The sequence below is a fragment of the Acinetobacter lwoffii genome, assembly GCF_024129435.1.
Lineage (GTDB): Bacteria > Pseudomonadota > Gammaproteobacteria > Pseudomonadales > Moraxellaceae > Acinetobacter > Acinetobacter lwoffii_F.
Map to the genome: position 1 here is coordinate 165,313 of NZ_JAMXXN010000001.1, position 18,177 is coordinate 183,489.

Here is an 18,177-nt window from a genome sequence, read left to right on the forward strand (position 1 = left end):
CAGTTTCTCACATAGGTGAATAGGCTTTTAAAGCGTGGCGATGCTATTATATTTATTCTTTTGCATCATGTCGTGAGTAATATGCCTTATTCATTTAATGTCACTTTAAATCATGAAGACGATACCCAAAAACTTGCCAAGGTTCTGGCGGAAAATTTCCCTGCGGGAGTCGTATATCTGATTGGTGACCTGGGGGCAGGAAAAACGACCTTAACGCGTTATTATTTGCAACAGCTGGGTCATAAAGGTTCAGTGAAAAGTCCAACTTATACACTGGTCGAACCCTATCAAATTAATGGTCAGGATATTTTTCATTTTGACTTGTATCGTCTGAATGATCCGTATGAACTGGAACTGATGGGAATCCGGGATTATCTGGAAACACCGAATGCGCTATTTTTATTTGAATGGCCGTCCAAAGGTGGCGATGAAATTCCGCAAGCTGACCTGATTATTGAAATTTTAAAATCTGAAGATGAGCTGACCCGTACTGCAAGTCTGATTTCATCGAATCTTGCCTTACGAGAGGCTCTGGAGCGTCAATTCTCACATGTCGAATGATTTAAGTCTGCGCCGTATTCGTGCCCTTGATCCTGCACTTGCCAACCAGATTGCCGCAGGTGAGGTGATTGAACGTCCGGCTTCTGTGGTCAAGGAATTACTGGAAAACTCGATTGATGCGGGTGCGACAGAACTGATCATTCGGGTCGAACAGGGCGGTAGTACTTTAATTGAAATCATCGACAATGGACGCGGAATTCATGCTGAAGATCTGGCTTTGGCTGTGATGCGCCATGCTACCAGTAAGATCCAGAGCGCTGATGAACTGTATGCGATTAGCAGTCTGGGTTTTCGTGGTGAAGCATTGGCGTCGATAGCAGCGGTTTCACGCCTGACCATGATCAGCAGTCAAAGTGACGAGGGCATCGGTTATCAGGTCGAAGTCAATGGGACGGCTTTTGATCATCAGGAAATTCAAGCGGTCGCGGCTTCAAAAGGGACGCATATCCGGGTTCAGGATTTGTTTTTTAATGTGCCTGCACGGCGTAAATTCCTGAAAAAACCGGGCACTGAATTTGGTCATATCGAAGAAATTGTGCGCCGTATGGCGTTAACGCATTTTGATATCCGTTTTGTGCTAGAACATAATGAAAGCATCAAACTGAATTTACCCGTGGCGGATAGCGGCGCTTTGCGTTTTCAGCGGGTACAGCAATTGCTTGGCCGCCAGTTTACTGAAAATGCCTACTGGATGGATGCAGACAGTATCAACATGCGTTTGTCTGGCTGGCTTGGCCATCCTTCAGATGCACGTGCACAGGCTGATTTGCAGTATGTCTATGTAAATGGCCGGATTGTCAAAGACAAAACCATTTCCCATGCCTTACGGATGGCCTATGACGGCATCCTGCATGGGCATCAGCATGCGGCTTATTTACTGTTTTTAGAAGTTGATCCAGAAAATGTGGATGTAAACGTCCATCCGACCAAGCATGAAATTCGCTTCCTGAATCAACGTGAAGTACATGAGTTCGTACGGCATTATGCCAAAGAAACGTTGGCACAATTCCAGACCGCAACTGCAGATTTAGCCGAGGCAATGAAACAGGATGAGCAGCCTGGCTTGACGGCCCCGCAACCGCGTTATCAGGAACAGTTCAGCCTGCATCAGACTGCGCATTCTCAGCCACAGGTGGTGAGAACGACATCTGCCTTAAGTGAAAATGAAACTTCAGATGTGCTGACCGATTTTGCATCTTCAGGTCCACAAACAGTGCATTATTCCCAAGATTACCGTAAATCTTATTCTGGTTCACAGCAGCTGAATAATGCCTTGCAAAGTTATTTAGCACCGCTCAGAGAAAGTTCGGAAACCGAAATATTCAGCCCTGAGCAGTCTTTTCAGACACATGTAAACACTAAAGTGGATGAGCATCCATTGGGCATTGCTATTGCCCAGTTACATGGCATTTATATTCTGGCGCAAAATACCGAAGGTCTGATTATTGTGGATATGCATGCGGCGCATGAGCGTATTGTCTTGCAGCAAATGAAATCGGCTTGGGATAAACCTGAATTCTGGACATCACAGCAATTGCTCATTCCAAAAGTCGTGAATATTAGCCGGATGCAGGCCATGCGTGTCGAAGAGCTGAAAGAGCAGTTGGCACGTTTGGGGCTGGAAATCGATCAGTATGGTGATGAGCAAGTTATCGTACGTGGTGTACCGGCTATTCTACACAAGGCCGATTTCGATGCCCTGATTCCTGAATTATTGAATGATTTAGATCCGGGTGATCAGGCACAAAGCCTATTGCAGAAGCGTGACCAGATTCTGGCAGGCATGGCCTGTCATGGTGCAGTGCGAGCGCATCGTATCCTAAGTTTGTCTGAAATGAATGCTTTATTACGGCAGATGGAACAAACCGAATTTGCCAGTCAATGTAATCATGGTCGTCCGACTTGGCGCGCCTTTCCATTGGCTCAACTAGATAAACTTTTTGCTCGAGGAGAGTAGTTTTACATGTCCAATCAATTGCCGGTCATCAATTTAATGGGGCCAACTGCAAGTGGTAAAACCGCTTTGGCATGTGAACTGTATGAGCAAGGGGGATTTGAGCTGATTTCGGTCGATTCTGCACTGGTTTATCGGGAAATGGACATTGGTACAGCCAAACCTTCTAAAGAGGAACTGGCGCGCTATCCGCATCATCTGATTGATATTATTAGTCCACTTGAAGTGTATTCTGCAGCCAACTTTGTCGAAGATGCTTGCCGCCTGATTGATGATATTCATGTGCGTGGTAAAACCCCGATTCTGGTTGGCGGAACCATGCTGTATTTTAAGGCCTTGCTTGAAGGTTTGTCAGATAACCTACCAAGTGCAGACTATGCTATCCGGGCAGAGATTGAAGCCAAGGGTGAGCAGGAGGGCTGGGAAGCGGTTTATGCAGAATTATGTGCAGTCGATCCGATTGCCGGTGAAAAATTCAAGGTTAGCGACAAGCAGCGCATTATTCGAGCCTTGGAAGTTTTTAAATTGACTGGTGAGCCGATTACAAAACTACAGGCAGAACAACCTAAAAACTTACCATATCGTTACAGTTTCCATAATTATGCACTGATGCCAGATCGGTTAGAATTACATGGGCGTATTGAACAACGTCTGGAAATTATGTGGAAAAGCGGTTTTTTAAATGAAGTTGTGAATTTAATTGAAAAATACGATTTTAATGAAAATTTACCTTCCATGCGTTCAGTGGGTTATCGTCAGGCTATGGAATTCTTAAAAAATGCTGATAAAACCAAGGAAAAGCAACGGGAAATGGAGGATAAAGCTTTATTTGCGACACGACAACTTGCAAAACGTCAATATACGTGGTTAAGGTCTTTGCAAGAAAAGCATAAATTTACAACATATTTTACGCTACAGCAGGCTCAAGAAGACTTGCGAAACTGTCACGGATAAAGCAAAATTTAGGGACTATCTTTTTTATAATTTTTAATTGAAAAATAGAGATAGTTTTTGCGCTGATTTTTAATTTTTTTGGAGTTATAACATGTCTAAAGGTCAAACTTTACAAGATCCATTCTTGAATTCTCTCCGTAAGGAACGTATCCCAGTATCTATCTTCCTGGTAAACGGTATTAAATTACAAGGTCATATCGAATCTTTTGACCAATACGTGGTTTTATTAAAAAATACAGTAAGCCAAATGGTTTATAAGCATGCAATTTCAACTGTAGTACCTGCACGTAATCCACGTCCTGCTGGCGCGCCTGCTGGTCCACAAGGTGCGGGCTTCGGTGGTCAAGGTGCTGCAGGTGGCTTTGGTGGCGGTCAAGGTGCTGGCGGCTTCGGTGGTCAAGGTGGTTTTGGCGGTCAAGGCGGCGGCTTCGGTGGTCAAAGTGGCTTCGGCGGTCAAGGCGGTGGCTTTGGTGGTCAAGGCGGCTTTGGTGGTCAAGGTGCCGGCTTCGGTGGTCAAGGTGGCTTCGGTGGTCAAGGTGCTGGCTTTGGTGGTCAAGGCACTGGTTTTGACAACGACACTAAATTTGAAGACTCTTCAGACGATGAAAACAATCGTTAATCGAGTTTGAAAATTAAAAAACCTCTCTATATGAGAGGTTTTTTTATATCTGTACGTTTTAAGTTTTTTAAATAAAAAGCCAACGAGATGTCGTTGGCTTTTTAGGATTATGGTAAGGCTTAACGGTTACGTTTAGGATCCAGTTGAGGATCTTTGATTTCTACATAAGCATTATTGCGCGTTTCACGTAACCAGCTATCTAATTCGGCATCAAATTGACGTTCACCAAGCAATTGGCGAGCCATACGTTCCTGATATTCCTGTGTCATATCTTGTTGGCGTGTTTCACTCACTTGCAGAATATGCCAGCCAAACTGGGATTGAAATGGTTTACTGAACTGACCTACTGGGGTGCTTTTCATCTGCTGTTCAAATTCAGGTACCATTACCCCTGGGCTAACCCAGCCAAGACTTCCGCCATCACGAGCCGAGCCAGTATCATTGGAGAACGTTGAAGCTAAAACAGTAAAATCTTCACCTTGTTTGAGGCGGTTATACAGACTATCAATCATTTGTTTGGCATTTTCAGGACTGACCACTTCAGACGGTTGAATCAGAATGTGTCGCGTTAAATATTGAGGAACAAGGGCTTTCTGTTCGCCACCTTTACGTTCCAAGAGCTTCAGAACATGTACACCATCAGCGACAGGAATCAGTTCAGAAGTTTGACCTGGTTGCAGGGTGGTCACGCGTGCAGCCAGTTCTGCTGGAATTTCTGACAGGTTTCTCACACCCATATCAGCAGCTTCGACTTTAACGCCGCCAGTGCTGTACTTTTTGCTGATCGCCTGAATGTCATTGCTGCTATTTAATTCTTGCTTTACCTTTGTTGCAATTTGTTCAGCATTTTCACCGCTTACCCGTAAATGCAGTACATGGACCTGACTGCCAAGCAAAGCTTGACCTTGCGGGGTATTTAGGAAGTTTTTAACATCTTGATCTGTAATTTGAATACGTGAAGTCACGATTTGTTGACGTAAACGATTCAGTGCTAAATCTTCAGCGATACGGTTACGTAAAGAAGCATAGGTATTGGGCGCCATGGCATCCAGTTTCTGCTGGAATGCTTCCAGACTCGGTGAACCAGAATCACGGGCAACTTTCAGGACGGCTTCATTTAAAGCTTTTTCATCTGGACGAATATTATAACGTTTAACTTGTTCAAGCTGTGCCTGACGAATAATCAGTTGCTCTAAAGCTTGTTGCTCAAGATATTGTTGTGGTGGAACTGCCTTTTTCTGTTTTTGCAGCTGATGTGAGATTTCGGCTACACCTTGAGCCAGGTCACTACGTAGAATGATACTATTGTCGACTACAGCTACAACTTCATCTTTAGGTTGGGCAACAGCAAAAGTCGTCATCGCTGAAGAAAGGCATAGCGCAAGTGCGGTTGCTTTAAAAATTTGTTTTAACTGTTTTGTCTTCATTAACGTTCTGTCCAAGTTTGATTGATATTGTTAAAACCTAGAATACGATTTTCTAGTAATGAGGTGAGTTTGCTGCTTAACCCACCTAAGCCTTTCAGGCTGACTTCGGCCATAATGGCGCGTTTGGCTTTGATGCTTGAATCATTAACGTCGTCTAAGTCATTGTAATATGAGCGACCGTAAACAGAAACTCCCCAACAGCATGACTCATAGTTCACGCCAAGTAAATATTCCCGTGCGACACTATTATCCAGGTCAAACTGGGCATGTCCAACCAGACGCCAGTTGTTGGCAATCGGCTGGATAAATGAACCCACCACATGATCATAGCTCTTTTGACGGTTCGGAATATCTTTGCGATAGAAATAGCCTAGGTTATAAAGATTGCCTTGCTCACCGGTATAATAAACCTGCAAATCTCGTTGGGCATTCGATCCATTCGACATCCAGCTTGAGTTCAGATTAACGTGAACATTATTTGACAGCTGGCTGGTCAGTTGAATTACAGGGCCAGTATGACTTTCACGGTCGAATTCATCTGCATCATTTTCCAACGTTACACGGCGATCTTCAAAGAAAAAGCTCTGTCCAACGCTGGCACGCAGGCGCTCCAGACCTTCTTCATTAAATAGGCTATAGCTCAGACCTAAGGAGGCAAAGTTATTGTCTTCCAGGCGGTCATTACCATAAAAGCGACGCGCACTGAAAAGTTGATCATAATTAATCGAAGCGACGACTGAATCAAAGTTTGGCTGATTCTGCTGGTTCTCATAAGGTGAATACGCATAGAACAGACGAGGCGTTAAGGTCTGTAGATACGTACCTTCTTTTTCAAAAATTAAGCCGGTGTCCAGCGTGAATTGTGGCACCACAATTGAATTATTTTCACTAGACGCGCTACGGCTTTGGGTTTTTTCATCATAGAAAGTATTGATGTTGCGTACAGTCGCCTGAGGAATGAAGAATGACCACGGGGTAAAATGATTATAACGCACGGAAAAGTCATTATAGATCCGTGTACCACTTGGCTGATATACCTTCTCACCCGTTGGATCAGTATCGGCGAAATTTCTCAGGTCTTTCTGGAAATAAGCCGTATCGTTATTAAATTCAAGCTGTAATCCCAATGGATTGCCAGTTTTGTAATTGACTAAAAGCTGCGGCAGACGTGCATAAGGACGGTCTTCATCCAGTACAGTTGGATCTAGGGTCTGGAAATCTTCAACTTTGAATTGTGCCTTTAAGCCAGGAATACCATTTTTGTAATTGACTTCCCAGGCACGGCGTAAGTTCAGGTCAGTTTTAGAGTTCGGGTTGTTATCCAGATCGGCAAAGTAATCTTTGTCTGAAGCGTAGTTATATTCAAGGTTGGTGGAAAGCTGATTATTGATCTGCCAATTATGTAAAAAATGCAGGCTTTTACGATCTTCATCGCTATAGCTTTCATCGGAAGGCAGATAACCTCCCCAAATACGGCCTTCACCATAATTTTCAGTCAGATAGCGAAACTCACCGTCTAACATCACACCACGATCGCCAATATAACGCGGCGTAATTGTCGCATCATATTGCGGTGCCAAATTCAGGTAAACCGGAACACCCAGTTCCAGACCACCATCATTGGTAAAGCCAAATGTCGGCGTCAGAATACCGGTAGTGCGGCGGTCATCAATCGGGAAGTTGAAATAGGGAACTGCCAAGACCGGAACATCTTTAACATACAACTTGGTATTGCGGGTTTCACCACGTCCGGTTTCCTGGTTCAGCTTGATCTTTTCTGCCTGGATTTTCCAGGTTGGTTTTTGCTCAGGTGGACAGGTGGTATAGGTCGCATTTTCCAGTTCTACTGTCTCGGTCGAGGTTCTGGCGATCTTTTCTGCCCGACCATGCGCATGTTGCTGCTCGGCAATATAGAAGCTGTTATTTAGGTCGCCTTCTTGGGTCTTTAAATTATAATTAATATCATCACTTTGCGAGAGCAGGCCACCCTGAGCAAGTTGTACCCGACCTTCTGCTTTGGCATAGGTTTGGGTTTGATCAATCGTTACGCGTTCAGCACGAATCTGGCGACCTTGCTGGTCAATGATGACATTGCCTTCTAAATAAGAGTCACCTGCTGGATTGTAGTGACCATAATCTGCAGTAATGGTGGATGTAGCCTGATCTGGCGCAACGGTTGCTGCATCTGGGGCAATCGGGGTCACCCAGGTGCCTTCACAATAAGCCGAACTTAAATATTTTTCCTGCCGCTGCTGTGCCTCAGTTGAGGATTTGTCGACATAGTATTGCGAAAAGAAGGCTTCACCTGGATAGGTCTCATTTATGCGCTGTTTGAGTTGTTCTGCATTTACATCGGACGAGACATTTGATGCAGCATAGCCGGAGGCTGAGCTGCCACATAAAAGGGTTAAGATCGCAGTCGCTAGAGGATTTATTTTAAAGTGATGCTTCATTTGTCTCATTAACCAATCATGCTTTTATCGCAATTAATTATTGTCGCATCATAGAGAAAAAGTTGATAAGTAGCTACACTTAGCACTTTAAAAACTCAGCCTGTATTAGAATTAATTGCAAATGAATACACAACGCGAACAATTGATACAATCTTGGATTGCCTCTGTACTCGGTTCAGATCAATTTGAAACTCATTTTTTAGCAGGTGATGCCAGCTTCCGTCGTTATGCACGAATCAAACTGAATAATAAAACATTTATGCTGATGGATGCACCACCAGAAAAAGAAGATTGTGTGCCTTTTGTGACGATAGATGAGTTTTTTGATGCACATGGCGTGTGCGTTCCGCATATCGTGGCAAAAGACCTGGAAAATGGCTTTTTACTGCTCGAAGACTTTGGTGATGTGCTGCTGTCGAATCTGCTCAATGACGTGACTGTAGATGCCTATTATGAGCAAAGCTTTAAGCAGCTCATTCAGCTGCAATCGATTGCTGGAGAAGGGCATTTCCCGGCATATTCTTATGAAAAACTGATTTCAGAAATGGAATTGTTGACTGACTGGATGTTGCCAGCGTTAAAGGTTCAACCGACTGAATCAGAAAGTGCCTTGATCAAACGCACTTTTTCGATTTTGGCCAATGCCGCATTGGCACAGCCACAGGTGATCGTGCATCGTGATTTTCATAGCCGGAATTTGATGAAAATCGACAATGAAACCGAACTCGGTGTGATTGATTTTCAGGATGCCGTGATTGGTGCGGATACTTATGACCTGATCTCGATTACCCGTGATGCTTATGTACAGTGGAATGCCAATCGTGTGTATCGTTGGTTCAAAACTTTCTATGAGTTATTGCCAGCATCTGCTAAAGAAGGCCGTGACTTTGAACAGTTTAAAAAAGATGCCGACATGATGGCGATTCAGCGTCATATCAAAATTTTAGGTATTTTTGTGCGTCTATTTGAACGTGATGGCAAGTCGGGTTATCTCAAGGACTTACCACGTGTGATGTGGTATCTACTTGAAGAATCTAAGGCTTATGTAGAGCTAGAGCCATTCATGCAGTTTATCCGTGACAGAGTGATGCCTGCATTCGAAGCTAAATATGGATCATATGAGGTGGCTGCCTAAATGAAAGCGATGATTTTGGCTGCAGGACTCGGTAATCGTATGCGGCCGCTAACGCTGCATACGCCAAAGCCTTTGCTGGAAGTCGGGGGCAAGCCCTTAATCGTCTGGCATATGGAAAAACTGGCAGCGATCGGTGTCACTGAAATTGTCATCAATACCGCATGGCTCGGCGAAAAACTGGCTCAAGCTTTGGGTGATGGTTCGCAATTTGGCATCAACATTCTTTGGTCACATGAGGGTGAAGGTCTGGAAACCGCTGGTGGAATCATTAATGCTTTGCCGTTACTCGGTGATGAACCTTTTATTCTGTTAAATGGTGATGTCTGGACCACGATGGATTTTGCTCCTTTACTGGATATTGATCTAAAGGGTAATTTGGCGCATCTCGTACTTGTGCAGAACCCTGAACAACATCCTGAAGGTGATTTTACGCTTGCAGAAGGGAAAGCCTATACCTTTGATCAGCAAGTCGAAGGTGAAAACCTGACGTTTAGCGGTATATCCGTAATTGATCCAAAGATGTTCCAAGGCTTAGACACTGGCAAGCGTCCTTTAGCGCCATTGCTAAAAGCGGCAATGCAGAATCAGCAGGTTGCAGCGTCTAAACTGGCAGGTATTTGGGTTGATGTGGGAACCCCAGAGCGTTTAACGGCACTGGATACGGCGATCCGTGAAGGGAAGTTTGCTTAAGTGAATATTCGCTAAGCACTGCCTACTGTGCCAATATAGAGAAAACGGTATACTTCCACCTAACTTTTTCGAGCGTAGATTGTTTATGCACATGTTTTTTCAAGAACTAAAGCAGGGTAGCCAGGCTTTGGGTTTAGAGCTATCTGATGAAGCTTTAAATTTATTACTCAAGTATCAGGATGCTTTGGTGCTGTGGAACAAAGCATACAATTTGACTGCAATCCGTGATCCTAAAGAAATGCTGGTCAAGCATCTACTCGACAGTTTAAGTATTTTAAAGGACTTGCCTGCGGGCAGATTGCTGGATATCGGCACAGGTGGTGGTATGCCGGGCATGATCATTGCTTTATGTCAGCCTGAGCGTGAATGTGTATTGCTGGACTCAAACGGTAAAAAAATTCGTTTCCTCAAGCAGTTTATTGCTGACTTGAAACTTAAAAATGTCATTGCCGTGCAAACGCGTGTAGAAAATGAAGACAGCATCAATGAGCTGGGTCAATTCGATGTGATTACCAGTCGTGCCTTTGCATCATTAACAGACTTTGTTGATGCTTCTAAGCCATATATGCATGAGCAAACGATTATTGCCTCAATGAAAGGCTTAATTCCTGAAGATGAAGTTGCTACTTTAAAAAATGAATTTAGTTGTGAGATTATTGAACTTAAAGTTCCGCGCTTAGACGAACAGCGTCATTTACTTCTATTAAAACGTATTTAAGATTTTTAAAGGGATTGGGGGCAACATGGCACAAATTATTGCGATTGCAAACCAAAAAGGTGGTGTCGGTAAAACCACAACCGCAGTAAATTTGGCGGCATCTTTAGCTGTGTTAAAAAAACGTGTTTTGCTGGTCGATATGGATTCGCAAGGCAATGCGACCATGGGGTCTGGCATTCAGAAGAATGACCTGCTTTATTCGGTTACCGATGTGCTGCTGGGTGAAGTACCGATTGAAACGGCGATCTCTAAAGCAGAAGTCGGCTACAAGGTTCTTGGGGCAAACCGTGATCTGGCTGGGGTTGAGCTTGCGATTGCAGAGCAGGAAGGGCGCGAGTTCATTTTGCGTGATGCATTGCAGGAAATTGAAGGTTCGTTCGACTATATCATTGTCGACTGTGCACCAAGTTTAAGCCTGATTACTGTCAATGCTTTGGCAGCCGTGGATGGTGTGCTGATTCCAATGCAGTGTGAATATTATGCACTGGAAGGTCTGGCGGATTTAACCCAAACCATCGATCGGATTCAGCAAGCCTTGAATCCGGACCTGCAAATTGTTGGTGTATTACGCACCATGTACGATGCACGCAATGCCTTGACTCGTGATGTCTCTGAAGAATTAGAACAATATTTTGGTAAAAAACTGTATGAAACCGTGATTCCACGGAATATCCGTCTGGCTGAAGCACCAGCACACGGTTTGCCGGTGATTTATTTTGAAAAAAGCTCAAAGGGTGCAGTTGCTTACTTAAATCTGGCAGCTGAAGTATTAAAGAAAAGCAAAGTGAAAAAAGGAAGTAAAGCATGACCGTCAAGAAACGTGGACTCGCCAAAGGTCGTGGCTTGGATGCCTTGCTAGGCTCAATTCAAAAAGAAAAATTACAACTCGAAGCCCAAGGTCTTGATCATGGTCAGTTGAAACAGATTGATGTGAATTTGCTCAAGCGTGGTGAATATCAGCCACGCCGTTATATTAACGAGCAGGATTTGCAGGAACTGGCGGCATCGATTGAAAAGCATGGCATCATGCAGCCCATCGTGATCCGTCCGGTTGACGATGAACGCTATCCATACGAGATTATTGCGGGTGAACGTCGATGGCGTGCTGCACAGCTGGCGGGTTTGACCGAGGTTCCTGCGATTGTACGTGATCTGAATGATCAGGTTGCGATTGCACTGGCCTTGATTGAAAACATCCAGCGTCAGGATCTGAATCCGATTGATCAGGCGATGGCTCTGCAACGTTTCCATGAAGAATTTGGCTTAAGCCATCAGGAAATTGCAGATACCGTGGGTAAAGCGCGTACGACAGTGAGTAACCTACTTCGCCTGCTTAGCCTGGCAGAAGAAGTGAAAGACTTTATGCAGCAGGGTTTGCTGGATATGGGGCATGCACGTGCGATCTTAACCTTAAAAGCTAAAGATCAGCTCAAAGTTGCAGATATCGTAATTGAAAAAAGTCTGTCTGTGCGTCAAACCGAGCAGTTAGTCCGTGATTTCAATACACCTAAACAAGAAAAAGTAAAAGAAGCTGTAGCACCGGATATTCAGCAATTGACTCAGCGCCTTTCAGAGCGTTTCAGTGCAGATGTTAAAATTGACTATAACAAGCAAGGTAAAGGGAAACTGGTTATTAGCTATCACTCTTTAGAAGAGCTGGATGGCATTCTTTCTATTTTAGAAGATGAATAATTTATATATTTTTTTTATTGGGGAATAAATTAGATGTGGGAATTGGTTAAAGCAGGTGGCTGGCTTATGCTGCCCCTGGTCTTGTGTTCTATCTTTATGCTGGCGATTTCGATCGAGCGTCTGATTCGCCTGAAAAAGAATGCAGTACTTCCGTTGACACTGTTGATGGGGCCTTCGCAAAATACAGCACAAGTCATACAAAAAATGAATCAAAGTGCGGCCTTAAAGCAAAGCACTTTGGGCCGGGTATTGGCTGCGGGCTATACTAGTAAGCCGCAGGGTGAGCAGTATGCTCGCGCGCAGATGGAAGTGGTGGCGTCACAGGAAATCGGTTATCTGGAAAAAAATATTAATTTTCTGGGCACGTTGAGTGCAGTTGCGCCTTTACTCGGTTTGTTGGGGACCGTACTTGGGATTATTGAGTCTTTCCTGATGATCGATGTGGGAACTGGAAGTGATCCGGTCTTGATGATGCCCGGTATTTCCAAGGCTTTAATTACCACGGCAGCCGGTATGCTGATTGCAATTCCTGCACTGTTTGCGCACCGTTATTTTCAGCGTCTTGTTCAGGAATATGTGGCTGAACTTGAGCAGCAAGCGACTTTGTTTCATGCGGATCTTTTTTATCGTAATCATGCAGACATAGATCAAGACATGCAAAAAGCCAGCTAGGAGGCGGATGATGAAATTCAAACGCAACCAGGTGGAAGATGTACATATTAATCTGACACCGATGATTGATTGTCTGCTGTTTATTCTGGTCTTTTTGCTGTTATCGACGACTTTTAGCCAAATGAGCCGAATGAATCTGACCTTGCCTGATGCGCAGGGTGTACCGCCTAAAAGCTATGATCAAAAAGTCGAAGTGATTGTGGATGCCAATGGTCATTACGCAGTCAATGGTCAATCCTTGGCCAGTAAGGAAGTCGCGGATTTAAATACTGCAATTAAACAGATTTCTAATGAACGCCGTGATTTAATGTTTGTCATTGCAGCTGACGCAAAAGCTAGCCATCAGGACGTGATTCGTGTCATGGACGTGGCCGGTCAGCTCGGATTTGTAAATATTAATATCAGTACCAAAGTACCCACCCGAGGTTATTAGTGAAGCACGATTTTAAGGTCTATCTTCGCCTTTTAAGTTATTTAAAACCGTTTTGGGGCATTGCATTGCTTGTCCTGTTGGGTTTTTCTATTAATGCGGCTACGGAAGTTTCTGTCGCTAAATTACTGGAATATATTATTGAGGCGATTCAAAATAAAGACCAGAGTTTCACATCACTTTTCCCGTTTTTAGTGGTCATACTCATGTTCTTCCGGGGCTTGGGTTTGTTCATGGGTGGATATTTTACTGCGGTAATTTCCCGGAATCTGGTATTCAATATCCGTCAGGAAGTTTTTGCAAAATTGCTGCGTTTACCTTCCCAGTATTATCTGGACAATACCAGCGGGCATATTACTGCCAAAATCATGTATAACGTTGAACAGCTAACCGCTGCTTCAACTGAAGCCCTAAGAACCTTGTTGCAACAAGGTTTGATCACCCTGGCATTATTAGGCTACCTGTTGTATACCAACTGGCGTCTGACCATGTGTATCCTGATTTTTGCACCCGTCATAGGTTTTATTATCAGTAAAGCTGCAAGACGGATGCGTAAATTATCGCAACAAGTACAAGACACCATGGGTGATGTGAACCATGTAGTGCAGGAAACGGTGAATGCCAACCTGATCGTCAAGGGTTTTGGCGGGCAAAGTTCTGAGCAGGAACGCTTTAAACAGAACTCGCTTGAAAACTTGCGTCGTGGCTTGAAAATGGTCGCTGTGCAACAGTTGAATAGTCCTGTCGTTCAGTTGATCATGTCCATTTCACTGAGTATCGTGATGTTTATTGCCTTGCGCCCACAAATCTTGGGTGACACCTCTGCCGGTGAATTTGTTGCTTATATTACTGCGGCGGGTATGCTGGCAAGACCAATCAAAGCCTTGACGGATATCAATGAAAAGATTCAACGGGGTATGGCCGCAGCACATTCAGTATTTGAATTGCTGGATATGCCTGAGGAAAAAAATACCGGGACGTTGACTGATAGCCTAAAAGGCGATATCGAGTTTAAAGATGTTAACTTGATTTATGATGATGGCCATCATGCTATTCATGACTTTAATTTGCAGGTCAAGGCCGGTGAAACAGTAGCGCTGGTAGGACGTTCTGGTGCAGGAAAAAGTTCTCTGGTGAATCTGCTGGTGCGTTATCAGGATGCAACTTCTGGGCAGATCTTGCTGGATCAGAAACCGATTGAAGATTTTGAAATTACCGCCTTGCGAACCCAAATTGCCATGGTGAACCAGCAAGTAGTACTGTTTAACCGAACTGTGCGGGAAAATATTGCTTATGGTCAGCTTGAAGGTGCCTCCGATGAAGATATTATCGCGGCAGCAAAAGCAGCCTATGCACATGATTTTATTATGGCATTGCCGCAAGGTTATGATACTCAGCTGGGTGCCCAGGGTTTAAACCTGTCTGGTGGCCAGCGTCAGCGCATCGCCATCGCACGCGCAATTTTGAAAAATGCCTCTATCTTGATTCTGGATGAAGCAACCAGTGCGCTGGATAACGAGTCGGAATACTTTATTCAGCGTGCCTTTGATAAAGCCATGCAGGACCGTACCACCATCGTAATTGCACATCGTCTATCGACGATTGAAAATGCGGATCGTATTGTGGTCATGGATCAGGGCCGTATTGTTGAACAGGGTAGTCATGCAGAACTGATTGCGCTACATGGTGCTTATTATCAGTTGCATCAGCGTAACTTTGAGGAACATTAACTTATGGCACTGGCACAAATCATTCAGGATGCTTGGAATGCACAGGCAAAGTGGCTGGTGGTGCTGCGTCCTTTGTCATGGTTGTATCGCCTGGGTTTTGTCAGCAATCACTGGCTTTATCAAAAAGGCATTAAAAAAAGTTATAGTGCGCCGATACCCGTTATGGTGATTGGCAATATCACGGTCGGTGGTAGCGGTAAAACACCTTTGCTGATTCATCTGGTGGATTATTTAACCGAGAAAAATGTTCGTGTAGGCGTGATCAGTCGAGGCTATGGCGGCCAAGGTCCATTTCCGGCCTATGTCGACTTTAATACCTTGCCGGAGATTGTCGGAGATGAGCCTGCCTTGATTGTGCAGGCAACAGGCGTGCCGATGGCAGTTGGCCCCAACCGGCAGAAAAGTATCGAGCTATTGCTGCACAGACATGAGCTGGATCTGATTATCTGTGATGATGGATTACAGCACTGGGCCTTGAACCGCCAGATTGAGTGGATTGTGCTGGATAATAATCGCGGTCTGGGTAATCAGAAACTGCTTCCAGAAGGTTATCTACGTGAACCAGTGACCCGTTTGAAAACGGGAACCGTAATTGAGCATGCAGCCCATCCAGGTTCTGAACTGAATATGCATCTGGCTGCATCACAGCCTTATTTGCTCAATCAGGACGGCACTAAAATCTTTAATCCTCAAGCGGCTTTTTATGCGGTAGTCGGCATTGGCTTTCCACAGCGGTTTTATCAGACCTTGCAAAATTTAGGCATAGAACAATTTCAGTGTCATGAGTTTCCAGACCATCATGACTATGACATTGAAGATTTACAGTTCGATGATAACAATCCGATTATTACCACTGAAAAAGACGCAATAAAAATTATGGCGCTACTTAAACAATATCCAGATTTTAAACAGGATATCTGGGTGGTGCCAGTCGATGCAGTCCTATCGCCAGCCTGCTATACAGTCTTGCAGCAACAGTTACAACAATACGGTATTCAAATTTCTTAAGGCTCATTCATTATGAAACACATTGTTATTCCTGCACGTTTCGCCAGTTCACGTTTGCCGGGTAAACCTTTGCTGGAAATTCATGGTCGTCCCATGATTCTGCGGGTAGTGGACCAAGCCAAAAAAGTGCAAGGTTTTGACTATCTGTGTGTGGCAACTGATGATGAGCGTATTGCAGCCGTTTGCCGTGCTGAAGGCATTGATGTGGTGATTACCTCAGCGGATCATCCTTCAGGCACAGACCGCTTGAGTGAAGTGGCTCGAACTAAAGGCTGGGCCAGTGATGACATCATTGTCAATGTACAGGGGGATGAACCTTTACTGCCGGCGCAACTGGTAAAACAGGTTGCTCAACTCTTGGAAGATCAGCCTGAATCTTCCATGTCGACGCTATGTGAGCCGATCCATCAACTGGATGAATTCAAACGCGACAGCATTGTAAAAGTCGTAATGTCAAAACAGCAGCAGGCACTGTATTTTAGCCGTGCTACCATTCCTTATGACCGTGATGGCGCGAAACTCGCTGAACCGAAGCTGCATGATCAGGCCTATCGTCATTTAGGTCTATATGCCTATCGGGTAAAACTGTTGCAAGAATATGTGACCTGGGAAATGGGTGTGCTGGAGAAACTGGAATCTCTAGAACAGTTACGGGTACTGGAAAATGGACACCGTATTGCCATTGCGGTGGCTGAAGCCAATTTGCCGCCAGGGGTAGATACTCAGGAAGATCTGGATCGCCTGAATCAGATGGATCTTTCCCATTTTGCCTAAGAAGAGTCAAATACATGCCTTTTGATGTCAATGCATATATCTATCCATGGCAGCAACAGGTTTGGGAAACCCTGACCGGGCGCTTTCCCAAGCTTGGACATGGTTTATTGTTTTATGGAAAAAAAGGCTGTGGTAAAGAAGCGTTTACCCAACAGTTTCTGGCTTGGGTATTATGCCTGAATCGTCAGCCTGCCGGGCCATGTGGTGAATGCAGTAGCTGTCAATGGTTAAAGGCAGACACCCATCCCAACTATGTGCATATCAGTACCGATGACGACAATAAAAAACAGAATGCCAAAATCAAGATCGAGAAGATTCGCGATCTGCTGCCTTTTGTGCAACAGACTGTAGATGGCTGGCGCGTGATTGTGATTGAGCCGGCAGAAGCCTTGAATATTGCCTCTGCCAATGCCTTACTCAAAACACTGGAAGAACCCGGTGATAATACGGTCATTATTTTACTGGCGAATCATTATTTAAAATTGCCCGCGACTATACGCAGTCGTTTGCAGCATTTTGCTTTGGATCGAATTTCCGCAGAACAATTTAGCGATTATGTCCAGAATCAGCTCCCGGATGCAGGTTCTAGCCAGCAACAATTATTGATGAACCTGTCTAATCAGATGCCGTTACAGGCATTAGAGGTTGCACAAAGTGCCTGGCTGCCACTGCGTCAGGAATTCCTGCAAGACTGGCAAAAACTGGTCATTCAAAAAAATATGCCACTGGCAATTGCGACCAAATGGAATAAAAGCCTGAGTTTTGGTGAATTTGCTCAAATGTTTGAATACTTGTTGTCCGATTTAATTTGTGTCAAGCTAAATCAGACGGTGAAAAACATTGACCTTGAATTCAATGTGCTTGCCGAACAATATTCATTAGAAGCACTTTTTAAAATTTATGAGGATTTTCAGCGCGCTAAACAATTCCTTGAACAGAATGTCCAAAGCAATCTGGTTATTGATGAATTGTTTATCAAGCTGATGAATCTTTAATTAAGGGGAAATCACATGCAACCACGTATGGGCGGTATTATTCAGGCCAATATTCCTGACATCGAAACACTGTTTGCCAGCTATATGCCTTATGTTGTGGGTGGTGGGCTTTTTATTCCTTCCAAGCAGCCGGTTAAACTGGGCGAAGAGGTTTTTGTATTGACGACTTTGCCTGACCAGACCCAGAAAATTCCTTTAACTGGTAAAGTCATCTGGGTCTCGCAAAAGCAGAATGGCATCAAGCCACAAGGCTTTGGCATCCAGTTAAGCGGTGAAAAAGGCGTTTATTTCAAAAATGAAGCAGATCGTCTGGTTGCGGGTCTTAAATCTGAAGGACGTAAAAGTTACACTATGTAGTTAATTTA

Annotated in this window: 18 protein-coding genes; 16 read left to right on the forward strand and 2 right to left on the reverse strand. The window is 44.3% G+C overall.

The window, feature by feature from the left end:
• The first annotated feature begins 81 nt into the window (after nucleotides 1-81).
• From tsaE to hfq, 4 genes are all read left to right on the forward strand, one after another.
• Nucleotides 82-561 carry a tRNA (adenosine(37)-N6)-threonylcarbamoyltransferase complex ATPase subunit type 1 TsaE gene (gene tsaE, locus NI455_RS00860; protein ID WP_004645485.1) on the forward strand — a complete coding sequence of 160 codons (480 nt, stop codon included), beginning with the start codon at nucleotides 82-84 and terminating at the stop codon, nucleotides 559-561.
• Nucleotides 551-2,518 (forward strand): DNA mismatch repair endonuclease MutL, encoded by a 1,968-nt coding sequence (gene mutL, locus NI455_RS00865; RefSeq protein WP_253111984.1) that lies wholly within the window; start codon nucleotides 551-553, stop codon nucleotides 2,516-2,518. The genes tsaE and mutL overlap by 11 nt, the downstream gene beginning before the upstream one ends.
• Nucleotides 2,519-2,524: 6 nt before the next feature.
• Entirely contained in the window at nucleotides 2,525-3,469 is a 945-nt protein-coding gene (gene miaA / locus NI455_RS00870; protein ID WP_004645483.1) for a tRNA (adenosine(37)-N6)-dimethylallyltransferase MiaA, read from the forward strand.
• A 91-nt stretch (nucleotides 3,470-3,560) separates the two neighbouring features.
• Nucleotides 3,561-4,088 (forward strand): RNA chaperone Hfq, encoded by a 528-nt coding sequence (hfq, locus tag NI455_RS00875; RefSeq protein ID WP_253111985.1) that lies wholly within the window; start codon nucleotides 3,561-3,563, stop codon nucleotides 4,086-4,088.
• Nucleotides 4,089-4,207: 119 nt separating this feature from the next.
• Here hfq and NI455_RS00880 read toward each other — a convergent pair whose 3' ends face one another.
• Both NI455_RS00880 and NI455_RS00885 read right to left on the reverse strand, forming a co-directional pair.
• Nucleotides 4,208-5,515 carry a peptidylprolyl isomerase gene (locus NI455_RS00880; protein ID WP_044109557.1) on the reverse strand — a complete coding sequence of 436 codons (1,308 nt, stop codon included), beginning with the start codon at nucleotides 5,513-5,515 and terminating at the stop codon, nucleotides 4,208-4,210.
• A complete protein-coding gene (locus NI455_RS00885; RefSeq protein WP_253111986.1) occupies nucleotides 5,515-7,968 on the reverse strand; it encodes an LPS-assembly protein LptD in 2,454 nt (817 codons plus the stop codon). Before NI455_RS00885 ends, NI455_RS00880 begins: the two co-directional genes overlap by 1 nt.
• Before the next feature lie 121 nt (nucleotides 7,969-8,089).
• On the opposite strand from NI455_RS00885, the gene NI455_RS00890 reads away from it, so the two are divergent.
• The 12 genes from NI455_RS00890 (at nucleotide 8,090) to NI455_RS00945 (ending at nucleotide 18,169) form a co-directional block, all read left to right on the forward strand.
• Nucleotides 8,090-9,103: an aminoglycoside phosphotransferase family protein gene (locus NI455_RS00890; protein ID WP_253111987.1), complete on the forward strand. Its 1,014-nt coding sequence runs from the start codon at nucleotides 8,090-8,092 to the stop codon at nucleotides 9,101-9,103.
• Nucleotides 9,104-9,793 carry an N-acetylmuramate alpha-1-phosphate uridylyltransferase MurU gene (gene murU, locus NI455_RS00895; RefSeq protein ID WP_253111988.1) on the forward strand — a complete coding sequence of 230 codons (690 nt, stop codon included), beginning with the start codon at nucleotides 9,104-9,106 and terminating at the stop codon, nucleotides 9,791-9,793.
• An 85-nt stretch (nucleotides 9,794-9,878) separates the two neighbouring features.
• Nucleotides 9,879-10,511, forward strand: coding sequence for a 16S rRNA (guanine(527)-N(7))-methyltransferase RsmG (rsmG, locus tag NI455_RS00900; RefSeq protein WP_004645477.1), 633 nt, complete (start codon nucleotides 9,879-9,881; stop codon nucleotides 10,509-10,511).
• A gap of 25 nt (nucleotides 10,512-10,536) precedes the next feature.
• The gene (locus NI455_RS00905) at nucleotides 10,537-11,319 is read left to right on the forward strand and encodes a ParA family protein (RefSeq protein ID WP_004645476.1); all 783 of its coding nucleotides are present in this window, start codon (nucleotides 10,537-10,539) and stop codon (nucleotides 11,317-11,319) included.
• Entirely contained in the window at nucleotides 11,316-12,203 is an 888-nt protein-coding gene (locus NI455_RS00910; RefSeq protein WP_004731487.1) for a ParB/RepB/Spo0J family partition protein, read from the forward strand. The genes NI455_RS00905 and NI455_RS00910 overlap by 4 nt, the downstream gene beginning before the upstream one ends.
• Nucleotides 12,204-12,236: 33 nt before the next feature.
• A complete protein-coding gene (locus tag NI455_RS00915; protein WP_253111989.1) occupies nucleotides 12,237-12,875 on the forward strand; it encodes a MotA/TolQ/ExbB proton channel family protein in 639 nt (212 codons plus the stop codon).
• A 10-nt stretch (nucleotides 12,876-12,885) separates the two neighbouring features.
• Complete coding sequence (locus NI455_RS00920) at nucleotides 12,886-13,308, forward strand: ExbD/TolR family protein (RefSeq protein ID WP_004278885.1); 423 nt, start codon at nucleotides 12,886-12,888, stop codon at nucleotides 13,306-13,308.
• Nucleotides 13,308-15,035, forward strand: a complete 1,728-nt coding sequence (msbA, locus tag NI455_RS00925) for a lipid A export permease/ATP-binding protein MsbA (protein ID WP_253111990.1) — start codon at nucleotides 13,308-13,310, stop codon at nucleotides 15,033-15,035. The genes NI455_RS00920 and msbA overlap by 1 nt, the downstream gene beginning before the upstream one ends.
• 3 nt (nucleotides 15,036-15,038) lie before the next feature.
• The gene (lpxK, locus tag NI455_RS00930) at nucleotides 15,039-16,043 is read left to right on the forward strand and encodes a tetraacyldisaccharide 4'-kinase (RefSeq protein WP_253111992.1); all 1,005 of its coding nucleotides are present in this window, start codon (nucleotides 15,039-15,041) and stop codon (nucleotides 16,041-16,043) included.
• Nucleotides 16,044-16,055: 12 nt separating this feature from the next.
• Nucleotides 16,056-16,817, forward strand: coding sequence for a 3-deoxy-manno-octulosonate cytidylyltransferase (kdsB, locus tag NI455_RS00935; RefSeq protein ID WP_253111994.1), 762 nt, complete (start codon nucleotides 16,056-16,058; stop codon nucleotides 16,815-16,817).
• 14 nt (nucleotides 16,818-16,831) lie between these two features.
• Nucleotides 16,832-17,812, forward strand: a complete 981-nt coding sequence (locus tag NI455_RS00940) for a DNA polymerase III delta subunit-related protein (protein ID WP_253111995.1) — start codon at nucleotides 16,832-16,834, stop codon at nucleotides 17,810-17,812.
• A gap of 15 nt (nucleotides 17,813-17,827) precedes the next feature.
• On the forward strand, nucleotides 17,828-18,169 hold the full coding sequence (locus NI455_RS00945) for a PilZ domain-containing protein (protein WP_004278877.1): 342 nt from the start codon (nucleotides 17,828-17,830) through the stop codon (nucleotides 18,167-18,169).
• Nucleotides 18,170-18,177: the final 8 nt, after the last annotated feature.

Coding starts and splice junctions, on each gene's coding strand:
- miaA (WP_004645483.1), top strand. CDS start 2,525: ATGTCCAATCAATTGCCGGTCATCAATTTAATGGGGCCAACTGCAAGT.
- NI455_RS00915 (WP_253111989.1), top strand. CDS start 12,237: ATGTGGGAATTGGTTAAAGCAGGTGGCTGGCTTATGCTGCCCCTGGTC.
- hfq (WP_253111985.1), top strand. CDS start 3,561: ATGTCTAAAGGTCAAACTTTACAAGATCCATTCTTGAATTCTCTCCGT.
- lpxK (WP_253111992.1), top strand. CDS start 15,039: ATGGCACTGGCACAAATCATTCAGGATGCTTGGAATGCACAGGCAAAG.
- mutL (WP_253111984.1), top strand. CDS start 551: ATGTCGAATGATTTAAGTCTGCGCCGTATTCGTGCCCTTGATCCTGCA.
- tsaE (WP_004645485.1), top strand. CDS start 82: ATGCCTTATTCATTTAATGTCACTTTAAATCATGAAGACGATACCCAA.
- NI455_RS00945 (WP_004278877.1), top strand. CDS start 17,828: ATGCAACCACGTATGGGCGGTATTATTCAGGCCAATATTCCTGACATC.
- murU (WP_253111988.1), top strand. CDS start 9,104: ATGAAAGCGATGATTTTGGCTGCAGGACTCGGTAATCGTATGCGGCCG.
- NI455_RS00910 (WP_004731487.1), top strand. CDS start 11,316: ATGACCGTCAAGAAACGTGGACTCGCCAAAGGTCGTGGCTTGGATGCC.
- NI455_RS00905 (WP_004645476.1), top strand. CDS start 10,537: ATGGCACAAATTATTGCGATTGCAAACCAAAAAGGTGGTGTCGGTAAA.
- NI455_RS00880 (WP_044109557.1), bottom strand. CDS start 5,515: ATGAAGACAAAACAGTTAAAACAAATTTTTAAAGCAACCGCACTTGCG.
- NI455_RS00920 (WP_004278885.1), top strand. CDS start 12,886: ATGAAATTCAAACGCAACCAGGTGGAAGATGTACATATTAATCTGACA.
- NI455_RS00890 (WP_253111987.1), top strand. CDS start 8,090: ATGAATACACAACGCGAACAATTGATACAATCTTGGATTGCCTCTGTA.
- NI455_RS00885 (WP_253111986.1), bottom strand. CDS start 7,968: ATGAAGCATCACTTTAAAATAAATCCTCTAGCGACTGCGATCTTAACC.
- kdsB (WP_253111994.1), top strand. CDS start 16,056: ATGAAACACATTGTTATTCCTGCACGTTTCGCCAGTTCACGTTTGCCG.
- rsmG (WP_004645477.1), top strand. CDS start 9,879: ATGCACATGTTTTTTCAAGAACTAAAGCAGGGTAGCCAGGCTTTGGGT.
- NI455_RS00940 (WP_253111995.1), top strand. CDS start 16,832: ATGCCTTTTGATGTCAATGCATATATCTATCCATGGCAGCAACAGGTT.